The organism is Providencia sp. PROV080 (genome assembly GCF_033688105.1).
Classification (GTDB): domain Bacteria; phylum Pseudomonadota; class Gammaproteobacteria; order Enterobacterales; family Enterobacteriaceae; genus Providencia; species Providencia zhejiangensis.
Genome location: NZ_CP096346.1, coordinates 660,562 through 681,369, shown reverse-complemented (window position 1 = coordinate 681,369; position 20,808 = coordinate 660,562). Strand labels below are relative to the sequence as shown.

Annotated in this window: 13 protein-coding genes and 2 rRNA genes; 6 read left to right on the top strand and 9 right to left on the bottom strand. The window is 43.2% G+C overall.

Annotation, left to right across the window (positions count from 1 at the left end):
- Positions 1 to 84: 84 nt before the first annotated feature.
- Positions 85 to 855: a helix-turn-helix transcriptional regulator gene (locus M1F03_RS02900; protein ID WP_163860657.1), complete on the bottom strand. Its 771-nt coding sequence runs from the start codon at positions 853 to 855 to the stop codon at positions 85 to 87.
- Between the two features lie 339 nt (positions 856 to 1,194).
- On the opposite strand from M1F03_RS02900, the gene M1F03_RS02895 reads away from it, so the two are divergent.
- A complete protein-coding gene (locus M1F03_RS02895; RefSeq protein WP_154624924.1) occupies positions 1,195 to 2,142 on the top strand; it encodes a nucleoside hydrolase in 948 nt (315 codons plus the stop codon).
- Between the two features lie 50 nt (positions 2,143 to 2,192).
- On the opposite strand, the gene M1F03_RS02890 is transcribed toward M1F03_RS02895, so the two are convergent.
- Positions 2,193 to 3,176 carry a glycosyltransferase gene (locus tag M1F03_RS02890; protein ID WP_154624925.1) on the bottom strand — a complete coding sequence of 328 codons (984 nt, stop codon included), beginning with the start codon at positions 3,174 to 3,176 and terminating at the stop codon, positions 2,193 to 2,195.
- Between the two features lie 310 nt (positions 3,177 to 3,486).
- On the opposite strand from M1F03_RS02890, the gene M1F03_RS02885 reads away from it, so the two are divergent.
- The gene (locus M1F03_RS02885) at positions 3,487 to 4,413 is read left to right on the top strand and encodes a DUF808 domain-containing protein (protein WP_163860656.1); all 927 of its coding nucleotides are present in this window, start codon (positions 3,487 to 3,489) and stop codon (positions 4,411 to 4,413) included.
- Positions 4,414 to 4,518: 105 nt separating this feature from the next.
- On the opposite strand, the gene narI is transcribed toward M1F03_RS02885, so the two are convergent.
- From narI to M1F03_RS02860, 5 genes are all read right to left on the bottom strand, one after another.
- A complete protein-coding gene (gene narI / locus M1F03_RS02880) occupies positions 4,519 to 5,196 on the bottom strand; it encodes a respiratory nitrate reductase subunit gamma (RefSeq protein ID WP_154624926.1) in 678 nt (225 codons plus the stop codon).
- Positions 5,193 to 5,915 (bottom strand): nitrate reductase molybdenum cofactor assembly chaperone, encoded by a 723-nt coding sequence (narJ, locus tag M1F03_RS02875; RefSeq protein WP_251465055.1) that lies wholly within the window; start codon positions 5,913 to 5,915, stop codon positions 5,193 to 5,195. Before narJ ends, narI begins: the two co-directional genes overlap by 4 nt.
- On the bottom strand, positions 5,912 to 7,453 hold the full coding sequence (gene narH / locus M1F03_RS02870) for a nitrate reductase subunit beta (protein ID WP_247047325.1): 1,542 nt from the start codon (positions 7,451 to 7,453) through the stop codon (positions 5,912 to 5,914). The genes narJ and narH overlap by 4 nt, the downstream gene beginning before the upstream one ends.
- Positions 7,453 to 11,214 (bottom strand): nitrate reductase subunit alpha, encoded by a 3,762-nt coding sequence (locus M1F03_RS02865; protein ID WP_251465054.1) that lies wholly within the window; start codon positions 11,212 to 11,214, stop codon positions 7,453 to 7,455. Before M1F03_RS02865 ends, narH begins: the two co-directional genes overlap by 1 nt.
- A 67-nt stretch (positions 11,215 to 11,281) precedes the next feature.
- Positions 11,282 to 12,679: a NarK family nitrate/nitrite MFS transporter gene (locus M1F03_RS02860; protein WP_251465052.1), complete on the bottom strand. Its 1,398-nt coding sequence runs from the start codon at positions 12,677 to 12,679 to the stop codon at positions 11,282 to 11,284.
- A 329-nt stretch (positions 12,680 to 13,008) separates the two neighbouring features.
- On the opposite strand from M1F03_RS02860, the gene narX reads away from it, so the two are divergent.
- The 4 genes from narX (at position 13,009) to M1F03_RS02840 (ending at position 17,351) form a co-directional block, all read left to right on the top strand.
- Positions 13,009 to 14,763 (top strand): nitrate/nitrite two-component system sensor histidine kinase NarX, encoded by a 1,755-nt coding sequence (narX, locus tag M1F03_RS02855; protein ID WP_163860652.1) that lies wholly within the window; start codon positions 13,009 to 13,011, stop codon positions 14,761 to 14,763.
- Between the two features lie 22 nt (positions 14,764 to 14,785).
- The gene (gene narL / locus M1F03_RS02850) at positions 14,786 to 15,442 is read left to right on the top strand and encodes a two-component system response regulator NarL (protein ID WP_154624932.1); all 657 of its coding nucleotides are present in this window, start codon (positions 14,786 to 14,788) and stop codon (positions 15,440 to 15,442) included.
- 196 nt (positions 15,443 to 15,638) lie between these two features.
- Positions 15,639 to 16,154, top strand: a complete 516-nt coding sequence (gene idi, locus M1F03_RS02845) for an isopentenyl-diphosphate Delta-isomerase (RefSeq protein ID WP_154624933.1) — start codon at positions 15,639 to 15,641, stop codon at positions 16,152 to 16,154.
- 993 nt (positions 16,155 to 17,147) lie between these two features.
- Positions 17,148 to 17,351: a hypothetical protein gene (locus M1F03_RS02840; protein WP_251465048.1), complete on the top strand. Its 204-nt coding sequence runs from the start codon at positions 17,148 to 17,150 to the stop codon at positions 17,349 to 17,351.
- 1 nt (position 17,352) lies between these two features.
- On the opposite strand, the gene rrf is transcribed toward M1F03_RS02840, so the two are convergent.
- Together rrf and M1F03_RS02830 are read right to left on the bottom strand one after the other, a co-directional pair.
- Positions 17,353 to 17,468 (bottom strand): 5S ribosomal RNA (gene rrf, locus M1F03_RS02835).
- A 119-nt stretch (positions 17,469 to 17,587) separates the two neighbouring features.
- Positions 17,588 to 20,673 (bottom strand): 23S ribosomal RNA (locus tag M1F03_RS02830).
- Positions 20,674 to 20,808 lie beyond the last annotated feature (135 nt).

Here is a 20,808-nt window from a genome sequence, read left to right as displayed (position 1 = left end):
ATATTTATATTTTTAAATCAATTGATTAAGTTTAGTTTTGATATTAATAATTTAAATTATCTAGTGCTATTTAGAGCCTAGTTTTTAACATAAACGATGACGATAAGAGGAATAATGATGATGGCTCATTAACAAGTTAAATAATTCAGCCTGTGAACGAATGTCTAACTTTTGATAAATGTTTTTGCGATGGTTTTTTACCGTACCTAGGCTAATAAATAGCGATTCAGCAATTTGCGGGGAGCCTTTACCTTCAAGGATCAACTCAACGACTTCACACTCTCTTGGCGTTAAACCAAAATGAGTCTGCATATCCGCTAAACGATAATGATGAGAAACATCATTCGGTGAAACTTCTTTATGCAGTTTCGCCATACTACGAATGATTTCAAAAGCTTCTTTTAGGGGGGCTTGGGTCGATTTTTCAGATAAAAACGGTTCATCTTCATTGCCAAAAAAGATACCTAGCTGCCTATCTGGGGTAATTTCTAGCAATAACCCAGCTTCATCACACCAGCCCGTTTTGCGGTAAAAATTGAGATAATAATCTGTATGATAGAAACCTTTCGGAGCCAATTCCCGTAATGTTAAAACTTGTGAACCGCCCCCTTTCTGTAACTCCTGATAGAAGGGATCCATAAGATAAGCGCCGCGCTGGTAGATACGGTTTACGCTATCACTATTACGTTTTTCCACTTTTGAAAGGAAACGCGGTGGGGCATTTTTTTCAAAGGAATAAACAATCGCATTATCAAAGGCGATAAATGATGATAGCCAAGATAATAAATTGGGATAAAACTGGTTGGTTGCAACAGAATCAATCACATCAGGTAGTTTATCCAGATAGTTTTCCATTCTGCCTCCAAAGTTATTAACTTATTAATAAGCTATTAGCTCTAAGCGATAAAATCATAACTCAAAGCCTATAAAAACCATATTATCCCTAGCAACTCAATTCTATTGTTATTAATATGTTAATTAAATCACACTATCGTCCAAAAGTATTAATAATTTGTTACCAACTATTTATCTCTATCCCTATAATTTCTAGGTGTATCAACAAAATTTCCCGCCTAAATTTTTTATGTTAATCATTTAATTAAAACGACTAACCTATTGAATTACTGCTATTGAGACTATGATTTATTATTTTATCCGCCATTCACTGTAGACTTACCGACTTTAGGAGAGAAAATGACACAAAAGAAAATCATTTTAGATTGTGATCCTGGCCATGATGATGCAATGGCAATCCTATTGGCCCTAGGACACCCTGATATCGATATACTGGCTATCACTACTGTCGTGGGTAATCAAACGTTAGAAAAAGTCACTCGTAACGCCTTAGCAATAACAGAATTCGCGGGGGCTAAACACATTCCTATTGCTGCCGGCTGCCATCGCCCATTAGTACGCAAGATCCAAAATGCTCCCGAAGTTCACGGCACAAGTGGATTGGATGGCACGCATCTTCCTGAATCGACGCTTCCTCTTGATCAACGTCATGCCGTGGATCTGATCATTGAAACATTAAAAGCTCATCCACCGAAAACGATCACTCTAGTGCCTATTGGTGGCCTCACGAACATTGCACTTGCTGTGAGAAAGGCGCCTGAAATCGTTGAACTCGTCAAAGAAGTTGTTTTGATGGGAGGTGGGTATCATACGGGTAACCGTTCTGCGGTTGCTGAATTTAATATCGCTATCGATCCTGAGGCTGCTCACATTGTGTTTAATGAGCACTGGCCCCTCACTATGGTTGGTCTGGATTTAACACATCAAGCAAGACCAACGGATAAAACCATGGCTGATATTGCCGCACTCAATACACCAATCAGCCAGTTTGTCGTGGACTCGCTGAACTTCTACACTGCCGGATATCGTCAACGCAGTGGTACCAATCAGCACGCGCCAGTACATGATCTCTGCGCTGTTGCATATGTTATTGATCCCACATTAATTAAAACGCAAAAAGCCCCCGTGAATATTGAACTACAAGGCACATTAACCACCGGCATGACAGTCACTGATTTTCGACACCCACTGCCCAGTGATTGCCATACACAAGTCGCGACACAATTAGATAATGATGGCTTATGGAAATTATTCTTTGAATCCCTAAAACGTTTGTCTCATCAGTAAGTTAGTGCATCGACAAGGGGGAGTTTATATCGCTATCCCCCTTTAAATAATTATTTAGCGATGGCTTTTAGTTTGCTGTAGCGACGAATCAACCGCCATTTTAATTTTACCGTCGTTGCATGAGACCAAATCACGTTCCAATAACCTTTTTCAAAGAACATTCGTGTCATATCACGTTGGATTTCAGGTGACTGAATGGAAAGTAATGCTTGAGTGATGCCGAGGCCTTCTTTACCGACTTGCCACAAGCAGGAAGGGGCTTGTTTGACTTGTTCTGGGTAGCGCTTGTATATGTCGAGTAACATATCAATGATTTTCAAGTAAGTATTAATTTTGCGAACAGAGCGTTCATCCCCTGTCAGGGAATGAGAAACTGATTGGTTATGAATTAAATACTCATAATACTGTTCGTTGATAAATTGAACGCGCTTCGCCACCAGCAAGAGTTCCGTCGTCCAAGGAATATCCTGATGATGTAGCTTAGGTTCAAACGTGAAATTGTGTTGACGGATTAAATCTAAACGATAGAGATTTAACCATGTAACATGCAAAAACTTGCGTGAACTTAGGCCTATTTCTAGCCATTCTGGGCCACTAATTATGCCAGTAGAAGGAACCTTATTAGGCGGGAAAATGGCCTTTGGTGCGTCTCCATTGGTATAAATATAAGTGCCATTACAGGTGGCTACATCCAAATCGCCGGCGAGCGCGATTTCCAACAGGCGACCGTACATATTCGGGCTAATTTCATCATCAATGTCAGGAAAAGTGATGTATTGCCCTACGGCTTGAGCCATCCCTGTATTACGAGCCACCGAAACGCCTTGGTTCTCTTGTGTGAGTAATTTAAAGCAGGCGAATTTAGCTTGATACTGGCGTATTACCTCTTCACTGTTATCTGTGGAGCCATCATTAACAACGATCAGCTCCCAATGACTTAAGTTTTGCGCGAGCAAGCTATCAAAAAAATGAGGAAGAAATTTTTCACCATTATAAACGGCAACAACAATACTCAAAACCGGCTGAGAAGACATGTAATAACCTTATTAAACCATTCCATTCGAAAGTGCCTCTATGGGTCACTTTCCGTCATTATTTGACTAAAAGTACAATATCCGACATCAATCTAAACCAGATAAGTTAGATGATTAGAGAGAAAATTGATCAGTAGGTTCCATTGTCATAAAAAATTCATAATTAAAAAGACACGACATTCCGTTTGACCATTTTCATGAATTTTCTCCAAATCAGATTTATTTACCTATCCAAAGATGAACTAATTATCGCAATATCAGCCTAATTAACATTAAATGCATCTTAAATTGGATAATTAAGGATCACTCTGTGGCAGGAAGTAGCTTACTTGCTTTACTCGATGACATTGCAGCTGTATTAGATGATGTCTCCGTCATGACAAAAATGGCCGCGAAAAAAACCTCTGGCGTGTTAGGTGACGATCTCGCGTTAAATGCCCAACAAGTGACGGGGGTACGAGCCGAACGAGAAATCCCTGTTGTATGGGCCGTGGCTAAAGGTTCATTTATCAATAAATTGATATTAGTTCCGCTTGCCTTACTGATTAGTGCATTTATTCCTTGGGCAGTCACACCACTCCTTATGATAGGTGGGGCTTATCTGTGCTTTGAAGGCGCAGAGAAACTGATGCATAAGTATCTGCATTCAAACCAAGACAGAAGCGAAAAAAGAGAACAACAAGCCACAATGTCACCCGAAGAGCTTGCCGCATTTGAAAAGAGTAAAATCAAAGGTGCGGTACGCACTGACTTCGTACTGTCTGCTGAGATTATAGCCATCACACTGGGTATTGTTTCCGCCACAACATTTATGAATCAAGTTATTGTTCTATCCATCATTGCGATTGTTATGACGGTAGGCGTGTATGGGCTAGTTGCGGGTATCGTAAAACTTGATGACCTCGGATTCTACTTGCAGAAAAAAAGGGCAAAATTATTAAGTCAGCTAGGTAAAGGCTTGATTTATGCGACGCCTTATTTGATGAAGACCTTATCCATTGTAGGTACCGCAGCGATGTTTATGGTTGGCGGTGGAATTCTGACTCATGGTATTAGCATTATCTATAATTGGATTGAAGAGTTAGCCTTAGCAGCCTCACTCACTCCAACCATAGGTTCAATCATGCAGTTCATCACGCCGCCTGTTGCAAACCTTATTTTCGGCTTGCTCGTGGGTATTGTCCTCGTCTTACTCATCACGTTAATTAAACAAGCTAAAAATCGTTTAACCGCTTAAAAGTAAAAAAACCCTATATCTTTGATATAGGGTCGCTATATTAGCAATATTTGTTGCCTACACAAGAACATGAAAGGGGGCTTTCAGTTATCTATCTGCCTATTTTTAATGGCGATTTCTTACTATTTGGTAACGACGCGAAATATATTCTATCGGCGCGCTCCAAATATGAACCAATCGGCAGAATGGGAACAATAAGAACAGTGTCATCCCTAAAACAAGGTGTAATTTAAAGACAATTCCAACACCGTCAAGGTATTGTGAAGCGCCCCAATGGAAAGTCACCACGGATTGTGCCCAGCCAACTAGCTTCAACATTTCACTCCCGTCCATATGTTGAGCAGAGAATGGAATGGTTAACAGACCCAAACAAACTTGTACAACCAATAAAGTTAAGATCATAATGTCGCCAAAGGACGATGTCGCTCTGACACGAGGGTTAGTTAAGCGACGCTTCAAGAGCATCGCTCCGCCCACGAGTACCATGACGCCACATATCCCACCACCCACCATTGCCATTAACTGTTTAATATGCATTGGTAAGAAGGATTCATACATCCAATGGGGCGTTAACATACCGAAAAAGTGCCCCACAAACACACCAATAATTCCTATATGAAACAGATTCGATGCTAAACGCATATTCTTCTTGTCGAGCATCTGGCTAGAACCCGCTCGCCAACTATATTGTCCATAGTCATAACGTAACCAGCTACCAACAATAAACACAGTACCGGCGATATAGGGATAAATATCGAAGAAGAATTGATTGATAAAATTCATTTTTGAACTCCCGCATTATGGCCTGCATCAAGATTCAAATATTGAGGAACCACTGCATTCGCAAAACGTTGCTGATGAGCCGTCACTTCACTATTACAGCTTTTTTCATTAGCAAAGAATGTCACTTGCTCCTCTTCCCAAACAGCATCGAGTGCCTCAGGTGTATCATCACGTGCTTCCGCTGCTACTTGACCATGTAATTGACTCGTCTCTATCGTGCTATCAGAAAGGGAGAGCAATAAATCAAACAACAGACCAAATCGGCTTTGTCGCTGTTTCAATCTTTCCCCTAATAACGCCAGAATCGGGGCTATATCTTGCAAACCTTCACGTGTTTGCTCTGGTACTAAGATCGTCAGGTATTCTAAATAAATGGGTAAGTAGTCAGGCAACTCACGACTATTTAGCGCTAGACCTTGTTGCTGATACTGCGCCATCAAGTCAACCATGGCTTGGCCTCTATCACGTGACTCGCCATGCACATGTTCAAACAACAATAAGGATGTGGATCGCCCCCTATCAAACAATTCACAGTACTGTGCTTGCATATCTAAAAGATCTTCATTGAGATATTCACGAACAAACATCATCAATTGTATAGCCTGCGTAAACGGTAATTCATTTGCCTGTTCTAACGCTTCAATCAGTTCGTCACGATGTTGCCATAACACCTCAGTTGGATAATCAAGTAATCGAGAAATCACTTTTAATGAGATCATAGTGTCTTCTCCTGCGGTGTTTTTGGTGTCACATCTATCGCATCAATTCGGCGGCTGTTGAACAAATTCACTTTATTATCACTACCATGACAACCGTCACCGAAGCTAAAGCCGCATGCTTTTGCTTCAGGGAACGCTTCACGTGCTAACTCACGGTGACTCGATGGGATCACAAAGCGATCTTCATAGTTCGCTATCGCCAAATAACGATACATTTCTTGTGCCTGTGCTTCCGTTAATCCAACTTGTTCTAACGCACTGGTATCACACTGATTTTCGACCGTTTCGGCTCGTTTGTAATGTCGCATCGCCAACATACGTTTAAGCGCCAATAAAACAGGCTCAACATCCCCCGCCGTTAACAAATTGGCAAGGTACTGAACTGGGATACGTAAGCTTTCAACATCTGGCAATACGCCATTGCTCGCTAACATACCGGCATCTGCAACGGATTGAATGGGTGATAAAGGCGGCACATACCATACCATTGGTAAAGTTCGGTACTCAGGATGTAATGGCAAAGCAAGTTTCCATTCCATAGCCATTTTATACACGGGAGATCTCTGAGCGGCATCGATCACGCTCAAAGGGATCCCTTGCTTTTGCGCTTCTTCAATCACCTTCGGATCATGTGGATTAAGGAAAATATCCCGTTGACTTTGATACAAATCCGTTTCTTTTTCTGTACTTGCCGCAGCTTCAATTTTATCCGCATCATAAAGCAGCACGCCTAAATAGCGGATACGTCCAACGCAAGTTTCAGAACACACTGTTGGCATACCTGATTCGATACGTGGATAACAGAAAATACATTTTTCTGACTTACCACTCTTCCAGTTGAAATAGATTTTCTTATATGGACAGCCCGTTAAACACATCCGCCAGCCACGACATTTGTCTTGGTCGATCAAAACAATGCCGTCTTCTGAGCGTTTATAAATAGCCCCACTCGGGCAGGTTGCAACACAGGCTGGATTCAAACAGTGTTCACATAAACGAGGCAAATACATCATGAAGGTATTTTCAAATTGCCCGTACATCTCTTTTTGTATATTGTCGAAGTTCTTGTCATGCGCACGTTGACTAAACTCACCACCAAGATCATCTTCCCAGTTTGGCCCCATATTCACATTGCTCATACGCTGCCCAGTAATTAATGAGCGCGGACGAGCCGTGGGGATATGTTGACCCTCTTTGGCATTTTTTAGATGGCTATAGTCATAATCGAACGGCTCATAATAATCATCAAGAGCAGGTACATCTGGGTTTGCAAAAATCTTAGAGAGCACCCCGACTCGATTCCCCATTCGAGGAATTAATTTGCCTTTGATATTACGGATCCAGCCCCCTTTCCATTTATCCTGATCTTCCCAATTATGGGGGTAACCGATACCTGGCTTAGTTTCAACGTTATTAAACCAGGCATATTCAACACCTTCACGGCTAGTCCACACATTTTTACAGGTCACTGAACAAGTATGGCAGCCAATACATTTGTCGAGATTCAATACCATGCCGACTTGAGAACGAATTTTCATTATGCTTTCTCCTTTCCGCTCAGTGTCTGCTGATAGCCATCTTGCTCACCATCAAGCCAGTCAACCTGCTTCATTTTGCGCACTACCACGAACTCATCACGGTTAGAACCCACAGTACCGTAATAATTAAAGCTATAGGCCAGATGCCCATACCCACCAATCATATGAGTCGGTTTAGGGCAGACACGGGTTACAGAATTATGGATCCCCCCGCGTTGCGCAGTGATTTCTGATCCAGGTAGATTGATCAGTCTCTCTTGAGCGTGGTACATCATGATCATGCCATCAGGAATACGCTGACTGACAACAGCTTTAGCGGTTAACGCACCATTACTGTTGAAAGCTTCAACCCAATCATTGTCTTTAATCCCTAATTGACGAGCATCTTCCTCACTTAGCCACACAATAGGTCCGCCTCGACCCAGCGTTAACATCAACAAATTATCGCTATAAGTTGAATGGATCCCCCATTTTTGGTGCGGTGTTAAAAAGTTCAGCGCTTTTTCTGGGAAACCATTCGGTTTTTTTCCCATTAGAGGTTGAGCTGCACGCGTATCAATCGGTGGACGATAGACCACAAGACTTTCACCAAAGGCTCTCATCCATTCATGGTCTTGATACAATTGCTGACGGCCACTTAAAGTACGCCAAGGGATCATTTCGTGAACGTTGGTATAACACGCATTGTAAGACACATGCTCATCTTCCAAACCAGACCATGTTGGACTAGAAATGATCTTACGTGGCTGTGCGACAATATCGCGGAAACGGATTTTTTCATCTTCTTTATAGCGGGCCAAGTGAGTATGGTCACGTCCAGTCACTTTTCCTAACGCATCCCATGCTTTAACGGCAACCTGACCATTCGTTTCTGGAGCTAAAGTTAGGATCACTTCAGCGGCATCAATTGCCGTGTCGATCTTCGGCCGCCCTTGATTAGCCCCGCTTGGTTGAGTTTTATTCAGTTTTTTCAGGAAATCGACTTCATCTTGTGTATTCCAACTGATCCCTTTACCACCATTACCCAGTTTATCCATTAGAGGGCCTAATGATGTGTAACGTGCATAAATAGATGGATAATCACGTTCGACCATCATAAGATGCGGCGCGGTTTTTCCTGGGATCAACTCACATTGACCTTTTTTCCAGTCACGCACATCAAAAGGTTGTCCCATTTCAGCGGCGCTATCATGTTGAATAGGCAATGTCACAATATCGGTTTCTTTGCCTAAATGACCAACACACACCTCAGAGAATGCTTTAGCAATCCCTTTATAGATTTCCCAGTCACTCTTAGATTCCCAAGCGGGATCAACTGCTGCGGATAATGGATGAATAAAAGGATGCATATCCGAGGTATTCATATCATCTTTTTCATACCACGTAGCTGTTGGTAAAACGACATCCGAGAATAAACAGGTACTAGACATTCTAAAATCTAGCGTGACCACTAAGTCGACTTTCCCTTCCGCTGCTTGATCAACCCATTCAACTTCTTCTGGCTTCACGCCACCTTGCTGCCCTAAATCAAGCCCTTGAATACCATTTTCAGTACCTAATAAATATTTCAATAAATATTCATGCCCTTTACCGGCAGAGCCTAAAAGATTAGAGCGCCAAATAAATAAGTTACGCGGGAAGTTTTGTGGATTATCAGGCTGCTCGGCAGCAAAACGAATGTTCCCTGCTTTAAGCTGCTTCACGGTATAATCCACCGCCGACAATCCCTCTTGTTCAGCTTTTTTCGCGATAGTGATCGGGTTAATACCTAATTGTGGGGCAGAGGGTAACCATCCCATACGCTCCGCACGCACATTCAAATCAATCAGGCTGCCACTAAACGCTTTTTTCTCCGCGAGTGGTGATAATAGCTCTTCGGTACTAACCGTTTCATAACGCCATTGGCTAGAGTGATTGTAGAAAAATGAGGTACTATTCATATGGCGAGGTGGGCGCTGCCAATCTAAACCAAAGGCAAGAGGTAACCAACCTGTTTGTGGCCGTAATTTTTCTTGGCCGACATAATGAGACCAACCACCGCCGCTTTGCCCAATACAACCACAAAATACCAACATGTTGATAATCGCTCGATAGGTCATATCCATGTGATACCAGTGATTGATACCCGCTCCAACAATCACCATTGAACGGCCATGGGTTTTTTCGGCTGTTTCTGCAAATTCACGCGCTATACGGATGATATTTTGGCGACTCACGCCTGTCACCTTCTCCGCCCAAGCAGGTGAATATGCTTTCATATCATCGTAATCGACTGCACAATTTTCATCACCAAAGCCACGGTCAATACCATAGTTAGCAAGCAGTAAATCATAAACGCTGGTGACCAATACTTCTTTACCATCTGCAAGTTGAATACGTTTGGCAGGCAATTTATGCAGCAGGATGTCTTTCAGTTCAACATGTTGAAAATATTCGCTTTCTAAGCCACCAAAGTACGGAAAACCAACCTCAACTATCTCGTCATAGGTCTCAGAAAGGCTCAGTTGCATTTTAAACTCAGCCCCATCCTTCGCATTACGAGGTTCAAGATTCCATTTGCGACTTTCATCCCAACGAAAGCCCATCGAACCTTGTGGTACGCACAGTTTTCCTGTTGCTTCATCAATCGCGATCGTTTTCCACTCAGCGTTTTTTTCTTCGCCTAAAGACCCCACTAAATCCGCTGCACGCAACATTCTACCACCAGCATAGCTCCCATCTTCACGCTCATCCAACATCACTAACATTGGCATATCGGTGTAAGTTCGGACATATTCACGGAAGTATTCAGCTTGACGGTCCACATGGAATTCTTTCAGGATGACATGGCCCATCGCCATCGCCATTGCACTGTCAGTACCCTGTTTAGGGTTCAACCAGTGGTCACATAATTTAGCGATCTCAGCATAGTCTGGGGTAACGGCGACAGTTTTTGTGCCCTTATAGCGCACTTCAGCAAAGAAATGGGCGTCTGGTGTCCGTGTTTGAGGTACATTAGAACCCCATGCAATGATGTAAGAGGAGTTATACCAATCTGCTGACTCTGGAACATCGGTCTGTTCACCCCAAGTCATCGGAGACGCTGGAGGTAAATCACAATACCAGTCATAAAAACTCAGGCAAGCACCACCAATTAACGATAAATACCTCGCCCCTGATGCATAAGAAACCATCGACATCGCTGGTATAGGTGAAAAACCAATAATACGGTCGGGGCCAAACTCCTTAATCGTGGTTACATTAGCGGCGGCAATCAGTTCATTCACCTCTTGCCAGCTTGAACGAACAAAACCACCACGTCCGCGCGCTTGCTTATAGCTTTTAGCTTTTTGCGGATCATTAATAATAGAAGACCAAGCCGCGACTGGATCCTGATGTTCCGCTTTCGCTTCACGCCATAACTTTAATAGACGTTTGCGCACCATCGGGTATTTCACGCGATTAGCACTATACAGATACCATGAGTAACTTGCCCCACGAGGGCACCCTCTTGGCTCATGATCAGGCAAATCAGGTCGTGTACGCGGGTAATCTGTCTGTTGGGTTTCCCATGTTACCAAGCCATTTTTAACATATATCTTCCAACTGCATGACCCTGTACAGTTAACACCATGCGTGGAACGCACGACTTTATCGTGCTGCCAACGGCTACGGTAACCATTTTCCCAATCGCGGTTAACATTCAGCTCTTGTCCATGATCACCTGAAAATGTTTCGCCAAGTTGCTTAAAATAACGAAATCGGTCTAAAAATTTGCTCATTCGGATTGCCTCCAAAGAGACGCCGGCAGGCGCCGTACATTGCTAAAATCGTCTTTATTGATTGTTATTATTTGTGTTTACGTCCATAAACTAACCATGTGATGAACACACAGGAGACATAAAACACGAAGAAAACTTTCATCGCACCAGCAGGTGAACCCGTCAGTGTTAAAGAAGTCCCAAAAGCCTTAGGAATAAAAAAGCCACCAATCGCGCCAATGGCTGAAATGAAACCTAATGCAGCAGCACTTTCTGTCACGGCTTGTTTTTGAGCCTCTTCTTCTGTTGCTCCTTGCGCGTATGCGCGGTCAATGGTTAATTTACGAAACACAACCGCGATCATTTGGAAAGTCGAACCGCTACCCAACCCAGCCGTCAAAAACAGCACCATAAACACCGCATAAAATGCGATAAACGACCCACCTTGGCCTTGTTCAGGCAAGGTGAAAAACAGCAATCCCGAAAAAATCGCCATTATAATAAAGTTGATAATAGTGACTTTTACGCCACCGAAACGATCGGACAACATGCCCCCCGCTGGACGAGCAAGCGCACCAAGTAAAGGGCCAAAGAAAGCAAATTGTAAGATGACGACATCAGGGAATTGCGTCTTAGAAAGCATCGCAAAACCGGCTGAAAAACCGATAAAAGAACCAAAGGTTGCGAGATAGAGAAAACTGAGTATCCAGAGATGGCAACGTTTTAATACAGGAAGCTGAGCCTTTAACGATGCGCGGTTCGCGGCTAAGTCGTTCATGCCAAACCAAGCCATGACGGTGAAAAACAGCAGAAAAGGCACCCAGATCCATGCTGCATTTTCTAACCATAATACCGAGCCATCCGCTTGTGGTGTACCTGTTCCCCCCATAAAGGAGAACACGCCGATCCCGACAATAAAAGGAGCCACTAGCTGCATGACACTAACCCCTAAATTACCGAGGCCACCATTAAGTCCAAGAGCGCCACCTTGGCGGGCTTTAGGAAAGAAAAAGCTAATGTTTGCCATGCTAGAAGCAAAGTTTGCCCCAGCAAAACCACATAGCAGTGAAATAATGACGAAAACACTATAAGGTGTAGCCGGATTTTGAACCGCAAATCCTAACCAAATACAAGGAATAACAAGAAAAATAGTACTGATTGCAGTCCAACGACGACCACCAAAAATAGGTATTACAAATGAATAAGGCACACGTAAAAGAGCACCGGAAACAGAAGGAAGCGCTGTTAATAAAAATAATTGGTCTGTAGTGAAATTAAAACCGACTTTATTTAGATTAACGGCTACTGCACTAAATAACATCCATACGCAAAAAGCGAGTAATAAACAAGGAATCGAAATCCATAAATTTCGATTGGCAATTCGCTGTCCTGTTTTCTGCCAAAACTGAGTATCTTCAGGATGCCAATCCTGAATAATTGCACCTGACTGTTTTGTCTGTGTATTAACATTTTCTTGTTGAGACATAACTCACCCCAATAAATCGCATTTCTGAGGTCAGTTTGTGTCCATTTAGCATCCATCAGACTGATCTAAATCAAGAGACACTCAAGTTAAATTTTGCACACTATATAAACACCCCCCTAGAGAGGTATTAGAAGTATATTTAGTTAACTCTATAAATATTAAAGATAAAAATAGATTTATATAAATTACTTTTATCCAGATATTTGCGCTATCCTATAGGAAGGAAATTTAGAGTTAACCCTGAAGTGGTATATGTAAATTGACGCAATCTCTGAACAATATAATCATTATGAAAAGTAGGTTGCGAGGTTATTTTGAAGGAAGTGAATATGCCGGCATTTCATCGTCGATTTTCGATCATCAACCAAGTTATTGGGCTGATGCTACTTATTGCCGTGCTGGGTATTATTGGCATGACGATTTCAAATCGTATGATTATTAGTGTACAAGGCAATGCGCATGCGATTAATAAATCAGGTTCGCTTCGCATGCAAAGTTACCGCTTACTCTCTTTAATTCCCTTAAATAATCACTCTGAAGAATACCTTAACGCTCTAGAAAATGATTTATCTAGCCCAGAATTAACACAAGTCATCAAATCTGAAGATTTAACCACTCAGTTTTCAGAATTATATGACTTTTGGCTACACACTTTGCGTCCCGCCCTAAATAAAGCGCTCACTCCCAATGATGCTCGATATGAGGTCATTGCCTTTGTTAATATGCTTGATGAGCTTGTTCATAATATCGATGAAAAAACAGAAAGAAAAATTGCTTATGTGGCGATGACACAAATGATCTTTATTGGCTTAGTCTTTTTATTATTAATGGCCACTATTTGGCACTTAAGACGCAAAATTTATTATCCATGGATGAAGCTACTCACAATGGCGAATGCGATTGGACAAAAAGATTTTAGTCAACGCTATCCAAATAACAATAAACAAGATGAATTGAATGCATTAGGGCTGACATTAAACCAAATGTCAGATGAATTAGCACAAAGCTATCATCAACTTGAACAGAGAGTTACCGAAAAAACAGCAGACTTACGTAATAAAAACCAAGTACTGTCTTACCTTTACCAATCAAACCAAATACTTCATTCCGCAGAACCTCTCGACATTCGACTAGGCAGAGTACTCAGTGAACTTAAAGATATCACAATATTAAAAAATTTGAGTTTAAGGCTCTATGAAGATAGCAATGAAACCTACTTTCATGAAATTTGCAGCTCATCAAACAGCGCTCACTCTGAAGATACATTGTCTAATCCAAAAGATAACCTCTATCATCCTAAGACGTTATCATGGGAGCTCTCTGATAATATTCACCGCTATGGTGTCATCGTGGCCGAAATTGAAGCAAATGAGACGCTTTCTGACGAACAGAATAATTTAGTTCTCATGCTCGTAAAACAAATATCAGGCATGCTAGCGATGGAACATCAAATTGAACAACAGCAGCAGCTATTAATAATGGATGAACGCTCTGCTATTGCAAGAGAATTACATGATTCGATAGCGCAATCACTTTCTTGTCTAAAAATGCAAATTAGCTATCTACAAATGCAGCCAGAGTCGCTACCTGAAAAACATCAACAATTGCTGAGTGAAATGCGAAATGAAATTAATACCGCATACAGCCAGCTTAGAGAATTATTAACGACATTCCGATTAAAGCTCACTGAACCTGGGCTACTCCCATCATTAGAAAATACCATCAATGAATTTAGCCAAAAAATGGGCTTCCCTGTTTTATTAAATTACCACCTGCCAGCGAAGAGTATTTCGCCACACCAATCTATTCATATTATACAGATAATCCGAGAAGCACTGAGTAATATTCTTAAGCACGCTCATGCAAACTGGGCACAAGTCACCCTTCAACAAGATTCGGGAATTGTCACGATTTCAATCGAAGATAATGGTGAAGGAATAGGCCCTACACCCGATAAACAAAACCATTACGGTTTAATTATTATGAGAGAGAGGGCACTTAGCCTTAATGGTAAATGTGACATAATTCCGAGAGCACAAGGTGGAACAATCGTTAAAGTCACATTCTCTTTACCTGTAGCTTAATTATTTTGGAGTAACGCAATTCATGGAAAATACAAACACAACAAGCGAAAAATCAACGATTTTACTCATTGATGACCACCCGATGTTAAGAAATGGCGTCAAACAATTAATTAGCCTAGAACCCTCATTATGTGTAGTTGGTGAGGCAGGTGATGGAGCCACAGGAATAAAAATCGCTGAAGAACAAGATCCAGACCTTATTCTTCTCGACTTAAATATGCCAGGCATGAATGGATTTGAAACCCTTGATGAGCTGAGAAAACGCGAATTATCAGGTAGAATTATTCTTTTTACTGTATCTAATTATGGTGAAGACCTCGTAAGTGCCTTAAAACGCGGTGCAGATGGCTACCTGCTAAAAGATATGGAACCCGAAGAGTTAATCGTGGCGCTTAAAGAAGCCGCGAGTGGTAAAATGGTAGTGAGCCCTGCATTAACATCTGTATTAGCGGAATCCCTCAGAGATAATCGTCCACAAACTGAAAATAATCTACTGTCGTTAACCCCCCGAGAAACGAATATACTAGACCTTATTTCACAAGGCCTCTCAAACAAAATGATCGCACGTAAACTCGATATTGCTGAAAGTACTGTCAAAGTTCACGTAAAACATTTACTCAAAAAATTAAATCTCAAATCACGTGTTGAGGCTGCGGTATGGGTACTTCAGCAAAAATAGTGAGTATCAACACACAACAATACGTGGATATACCAAACACTGCATATTTAATTTCACAGGAATTCCTAGACGCATATAACAACTATGCGACTAGGATTCTATCAATCAATTAAAAGGCTCAAATCTACAAGCCATACGCATTAAACTATAATATGATCATCAGTCCCACAATTTACTCAATATCTAAGACTAACTAATGGAAGAAAATATCATTCTTGTTGATGAGCAAGATACCCCTATAGGCAGTATGCCGAAGTTATTAGCGCATCAACTGGGTAAATTACACCGTGCATTTTCAGTTTTTATTTTCAATGCTAAAGGTGAACTACTCATTCAGCAACGTGCCGCTCATAAATACCATTCAGCAGGACAGTGGGCAAATAGTTGTTGTAGTCACCCTCATCCAAAAGAAGAAACACTGGCAGCAGCGAAACGTCGATTAATGGAAGAACTTGGATTTACCACAGATATTTCTCCGGTTGGACATTTTATTTACCATGCCCAAGTCACTGGCGATTTAATTGAACATGAGTATGACCACCTATTCGTTGGTCAATATGACGGCATTGTTAAACCTAACCCAAATGAAGTTTCTGCGATCCGCTGGATCTTACCTTCTGACTTACAACAAGAGATAAAAACTAACCCAGAGCATTTCACTCCATGGTTTAAATTGATTATCAATCAATATCCATTGCTTAAATTTAATTAATCCATCGCTAACGTCAGATATACCATTTCAATCAATAATAACTGACAAGTCATCAATTCATAATGAGTCATTCTGCTTTCTCATGAAATTAACATCTCATTCTAGGATGAGTAAGCTGTGGTTTACGCCTTTTCACTACGGCTCATTCATAATATCAGTATTACCGTTAGCCCTTACCAACTCACTTGTACAACCCACCGAATCACAATACCAAGTCGTTCTACGCCATTGTTGACCCGTTCCATTTTTGCCGTAGCTTAACCAATATTCATTACGCCTCAAATACAGAATGTTTTACATTATTAGTGATCAGTTGTGTTGAATAGCCTCTACTTCTCCCCTGACAATCTCGTAAGCTAATGCCTATAAACGACGAAGGAATATTTAGCATGGGCGAATGACTGGCAAGAAAGATGGCAAGAAGGAGTGAGACTCGATGCTGTAGCGAATGATAAATAGCAATTCAATAGCAGTAAAATGTAAGCGGCCAATCATCACACATGCAACTCTACACCTATATCTCGTATTCGAACTAGCCCTCATAAAGGATGCATGACTCGTTTATCGCTAGCCAATATAGCAAGCAGGAATGGCATAAGATCAATAAACTGAATGACTTTTACTTTATGAGTTGATTTTATTGATATTATTAGTTGTCGTATTTTAATAAAAGATGCAGAAAAAAACGGTTTCAACGACTGATTCATGCTTTACTCAATAAATATTCGTCTCCTTCTATTACGGTCAGAATAATAAAAAACCATCCTTAACAAGAATGAGCTAAAGGTCGTCAATGATCTCTACCGCTATTTGACTCTCCCCTAACAGCCTCTGAGGACAGAGCTTATAAGCTAGCGAGTTATTTACCTATAAGTTGATGAGATGGATATCGAGTACTCAGTATGATAAAGCGATCTAAACCATGATGTTATTTAGATACCGATTGCGATTCATAAAAATAAACACCAGTCATCCTATAAAATAGTATCAACCATGAAAATAAGTCGAATAGTGAGCCATTCCTTTATCTCTACTCAATGTATTGGCCATCAATATGCGGTTCGCTGGTGCAGGATTGGTGAGGAAGTGCCGTGGATGGGGTTGGTGGTGACAGTAAGGCAGAAGGATGATAAAACGGTATCACATTCCCCCAAACGCAAAAAAGCCACCCATCGGGTGGCTTTCTCACTAATTTGATGTCTGGCAGTTCCCTACTCTCACATGGGGAGACCCCACACTACCATCGGCGCTACGGCGTTTCACTGCTGAGTTCGGCATGGGGTCAGGTGGGACCACCGCGCTATTGCCGCCAGACAAATTCGGTTTTCGTTCCCGTTGGCTTGCACCAACCAGAACAGCAATCTTGAACAAGCTAATTTCTCGCACTCTGTGTGCGCTTCACAACGTTCTCTCTAAAACACCTTCGGTGTTGTCAGGTTAAGCCTCACGGTTCATTAGTACTGGTTAGCTCAACGTATCGCTACGCTTACACACCCAGCCTATCAACGTCTTAGTCTTAAACGTTCCTTTAGGACCCTTAAAGAGTCAGGGAAGACTCATCTCAAGGCAAGTTTCCCGCTTAGATGCTTTCAGCGGTTATCTCTTCCGCACTTAGCTACCGGGCAGTGCCATTGGCATGACAACCCGAACACCAGTGGTGCGTCCACTCCGGTCCTCTCGTACTAGGAGCAGCCCCTTTCAATCTTCCAACGCCCACGGCAGATAGGGACCGAACTGTCTCACGACGTTCTAAACCCAGCTCGCGTACCACTTTAAATGGCGAACAGCCATACCCTTGGGACCTACTTCAGCCCCAGGATGTGATGAGCCGACATCGAGGTGCCAAACACCGCCGTCGATATGAACTCTTGGGCGGTATCAGCCTGTTATCCCCGGAGTACCTTTTATCCGTTGAGCGATGGCCCTTCCATTCAGAACCACCGGATCACTAAGACCTACTTTCGTACCTGCTCGAGCCGTCACTCTCGCAGTCAAGCTGGCTTATGCCTTTGCACTAACCGCATGATGTCCGACCATGCTTAGCCAACCTTCGTGCTCCTCCGTTACTCTTTGGGAGGAGACCGCCCCAGTCAAACTACCCACCAGACACTGTCCGCACCCCAGATGATGGGGCCACGTTAGAACATCAAACATTAAAGGGTGGTATTTCAAGGTTGGCTCCATGCAGACTGGCGTCCACACTTCAAAGCCTCCCACCTATCCTACACATCAAGGCTCAATGTTCAGTGTCAAGCTATAGTAAAGGTTCACGGGGTCTTTCCGTCTTGCCGCGGGTACACTGCATCTTCACAGCGAGTTCAATTTCACTGAGTCTCGGGTGGAGACAGCCTGGCCATCATTACGCCATTCGTGCAGGTCGGAACTTACCCGACAAGGAATTTCGCTACCTTAGGACCGTTATAGTTACGGCCGCCGTTTACTGGGGCTTCGATCAAGAGCTTCTCCTTACGGATAACCCCATCAATTAACCTTCCAGCACCGGGCAGGCGTCACACCGTATACGTCCACTTTCGTGTTTGCACAGTGCTGTGTTTTTAATAAACAGTTGCAGCCAGCTGGTATCTGCGACTGGCTTCAGCTCCATCCGCGAGGGACTTCACCTAGCGCCAGCGTGCCTTCTCCCGAAGTTACGGCACCATTTTGCCTAGTTCCTTCACCCGAGTTCTCTCAAGCGCCTGAGTATTCTCTACCTGACCACCTGTGTCGGTTTGGGGTACGATTAATGATAATCTAGAGCTTAGAGGCTTTTCCTGGAAGCGGGGCATGAGCTACTTCGCCACCGTAGTGACTCGTCATCAGACCTCAGCATGTAGTGAACCGGATTTGCCTAATTCACCTGCCTACATCCTTAAACCGGGACAACCGTCGCCCGGCCAGCCTAGCCTTCTCCGTCCCCCCATCGCAATTATCACCAGTACAGGAATATTAACCTGTTTCCCATCGACTACGCATTTCTGCCTCGCCTTAGGGGTCGACTCACCCTGCCCCGATTAACGTTGGACAGGAACCCTTGGTCTTCCGGCGTGCGGGTTTTTCACCCGCATTATCGTTACTTATGTCAGCATTCGCACTTCTGATACCTCCAGCATGCCTCGCAGCACACCTTCACAGGCTTACAGAACGCTCCCCTACCCAACAACATCTAAATGTCGCTGCCGCAGCTTCGGTGCATGGTTTAGCCCCGTTACATCTTCCGCGCAGGCCGACTCGACCAGTGAGCTATTACGCTTTCTTTAAATGATGGCTGCTTCTAAGCCAACATCCTGGCTGTCTGAGCCTTCCCACTTCGTTTCCCACTTAACCATGACTTTGGGACCTTAGCTGGCGGTCTGGGTTGTTTCCCTCTTCACGACGAACGTTAGCACCCGCCGTGTGTCTCCCGTGATAACATTCTTCGGTATTCGTAGTTTGCATCGGGTTGGTAAGTCGGGATGACCCCCTAGCCGAAACAGTGCTCTACCCCCGAAGATGAGTTCACGAGGCGCTACCTAAATAGCTTTCGGGGAGAACCAGCTATCTCCCGGTTTGATTGGCCTTTCACCCCCAGCCACAAGTCATCCGCTAATTTTTCAACATTAGTCGGTTCGGTCCTCCAGTTAGTGTTACCCAACCTTCAACCTGCCCATGGCTAGATCACCGGGTTTCGGGTCTATACCCTGCAACTTATTCGCCCAGTTAAGACTCGGTTTCCCTACGGCTTCCCTATACGGTTAACCTTGCTACAGAATATAAGTCGCTGACCCATTATACAAAAGGTACGCAGTCACCCCATCCTCAAATGTCCCGCTTGTCTTTGCGGCCAATCTTGCCCGATTTTTTAACTTCCGCTGCTCGTGTACTTCTATGTACACTGCGCTGCGGCTTGAAAAAATCAACCAATCTTGTTTGCAAATCCTGCGCTGTTCTTGTGGTGGTTGTTTAAACCCTCACTCAATTGCCGAGGCACTTGAGTGATGGGGCTCCCACTGCTTGTACGTACACGGTTTCAGGTTCTATTTCACTCCCCTCGCCGGGGTTCTTTTCGCCTTTCCCTCACGGTACTGGTTCACTATCGGTCAATCAGGAGTATTTAGCCTTGGAGGATGGTCCCCCCATATTCAGACAGGATAACACGTGTCCCGCCCTACTCGTCGAGTTCACAACACCAACACCTTCGGATACGGGGCTATCACCCTTTACTGCCGGACTTTCCAGACCGTTCTCCTGATGCTGATGCTGATTAAGACTCTGGGCTGCTCCCCGTTCGCTCGCCGCTACTAGGGGAATCTCGGTTGATTTCTTTTCCTCGAGGTACTGAGATGTTTCAGTTCCCTCGGTTCGCCTCGTTTGACTATGGATTCATCAAACGATAGTGCAACGAATTGCACTGGGTTTCCCCATTCGGACATCGTCGGCTATAGCGGTTCATATCACCTTACCGACGCTTTTCGCAGATTAGCACGTCCTTCATCGCCTCTGATTGCCTAGGCATCCACCGTGTACGCTTAGTCGCTTAACCTCACAACCCGAAATTGTTTCAACGATCACCTAACTGTCATGGCTGTGCGTGGTGAAATTCTTTGTTGCGCGGTGCTCGTCATGCTCACGTACCCATGTACGCTGCGCTGACTGCGCTCCTACGCCGCGAATTTCA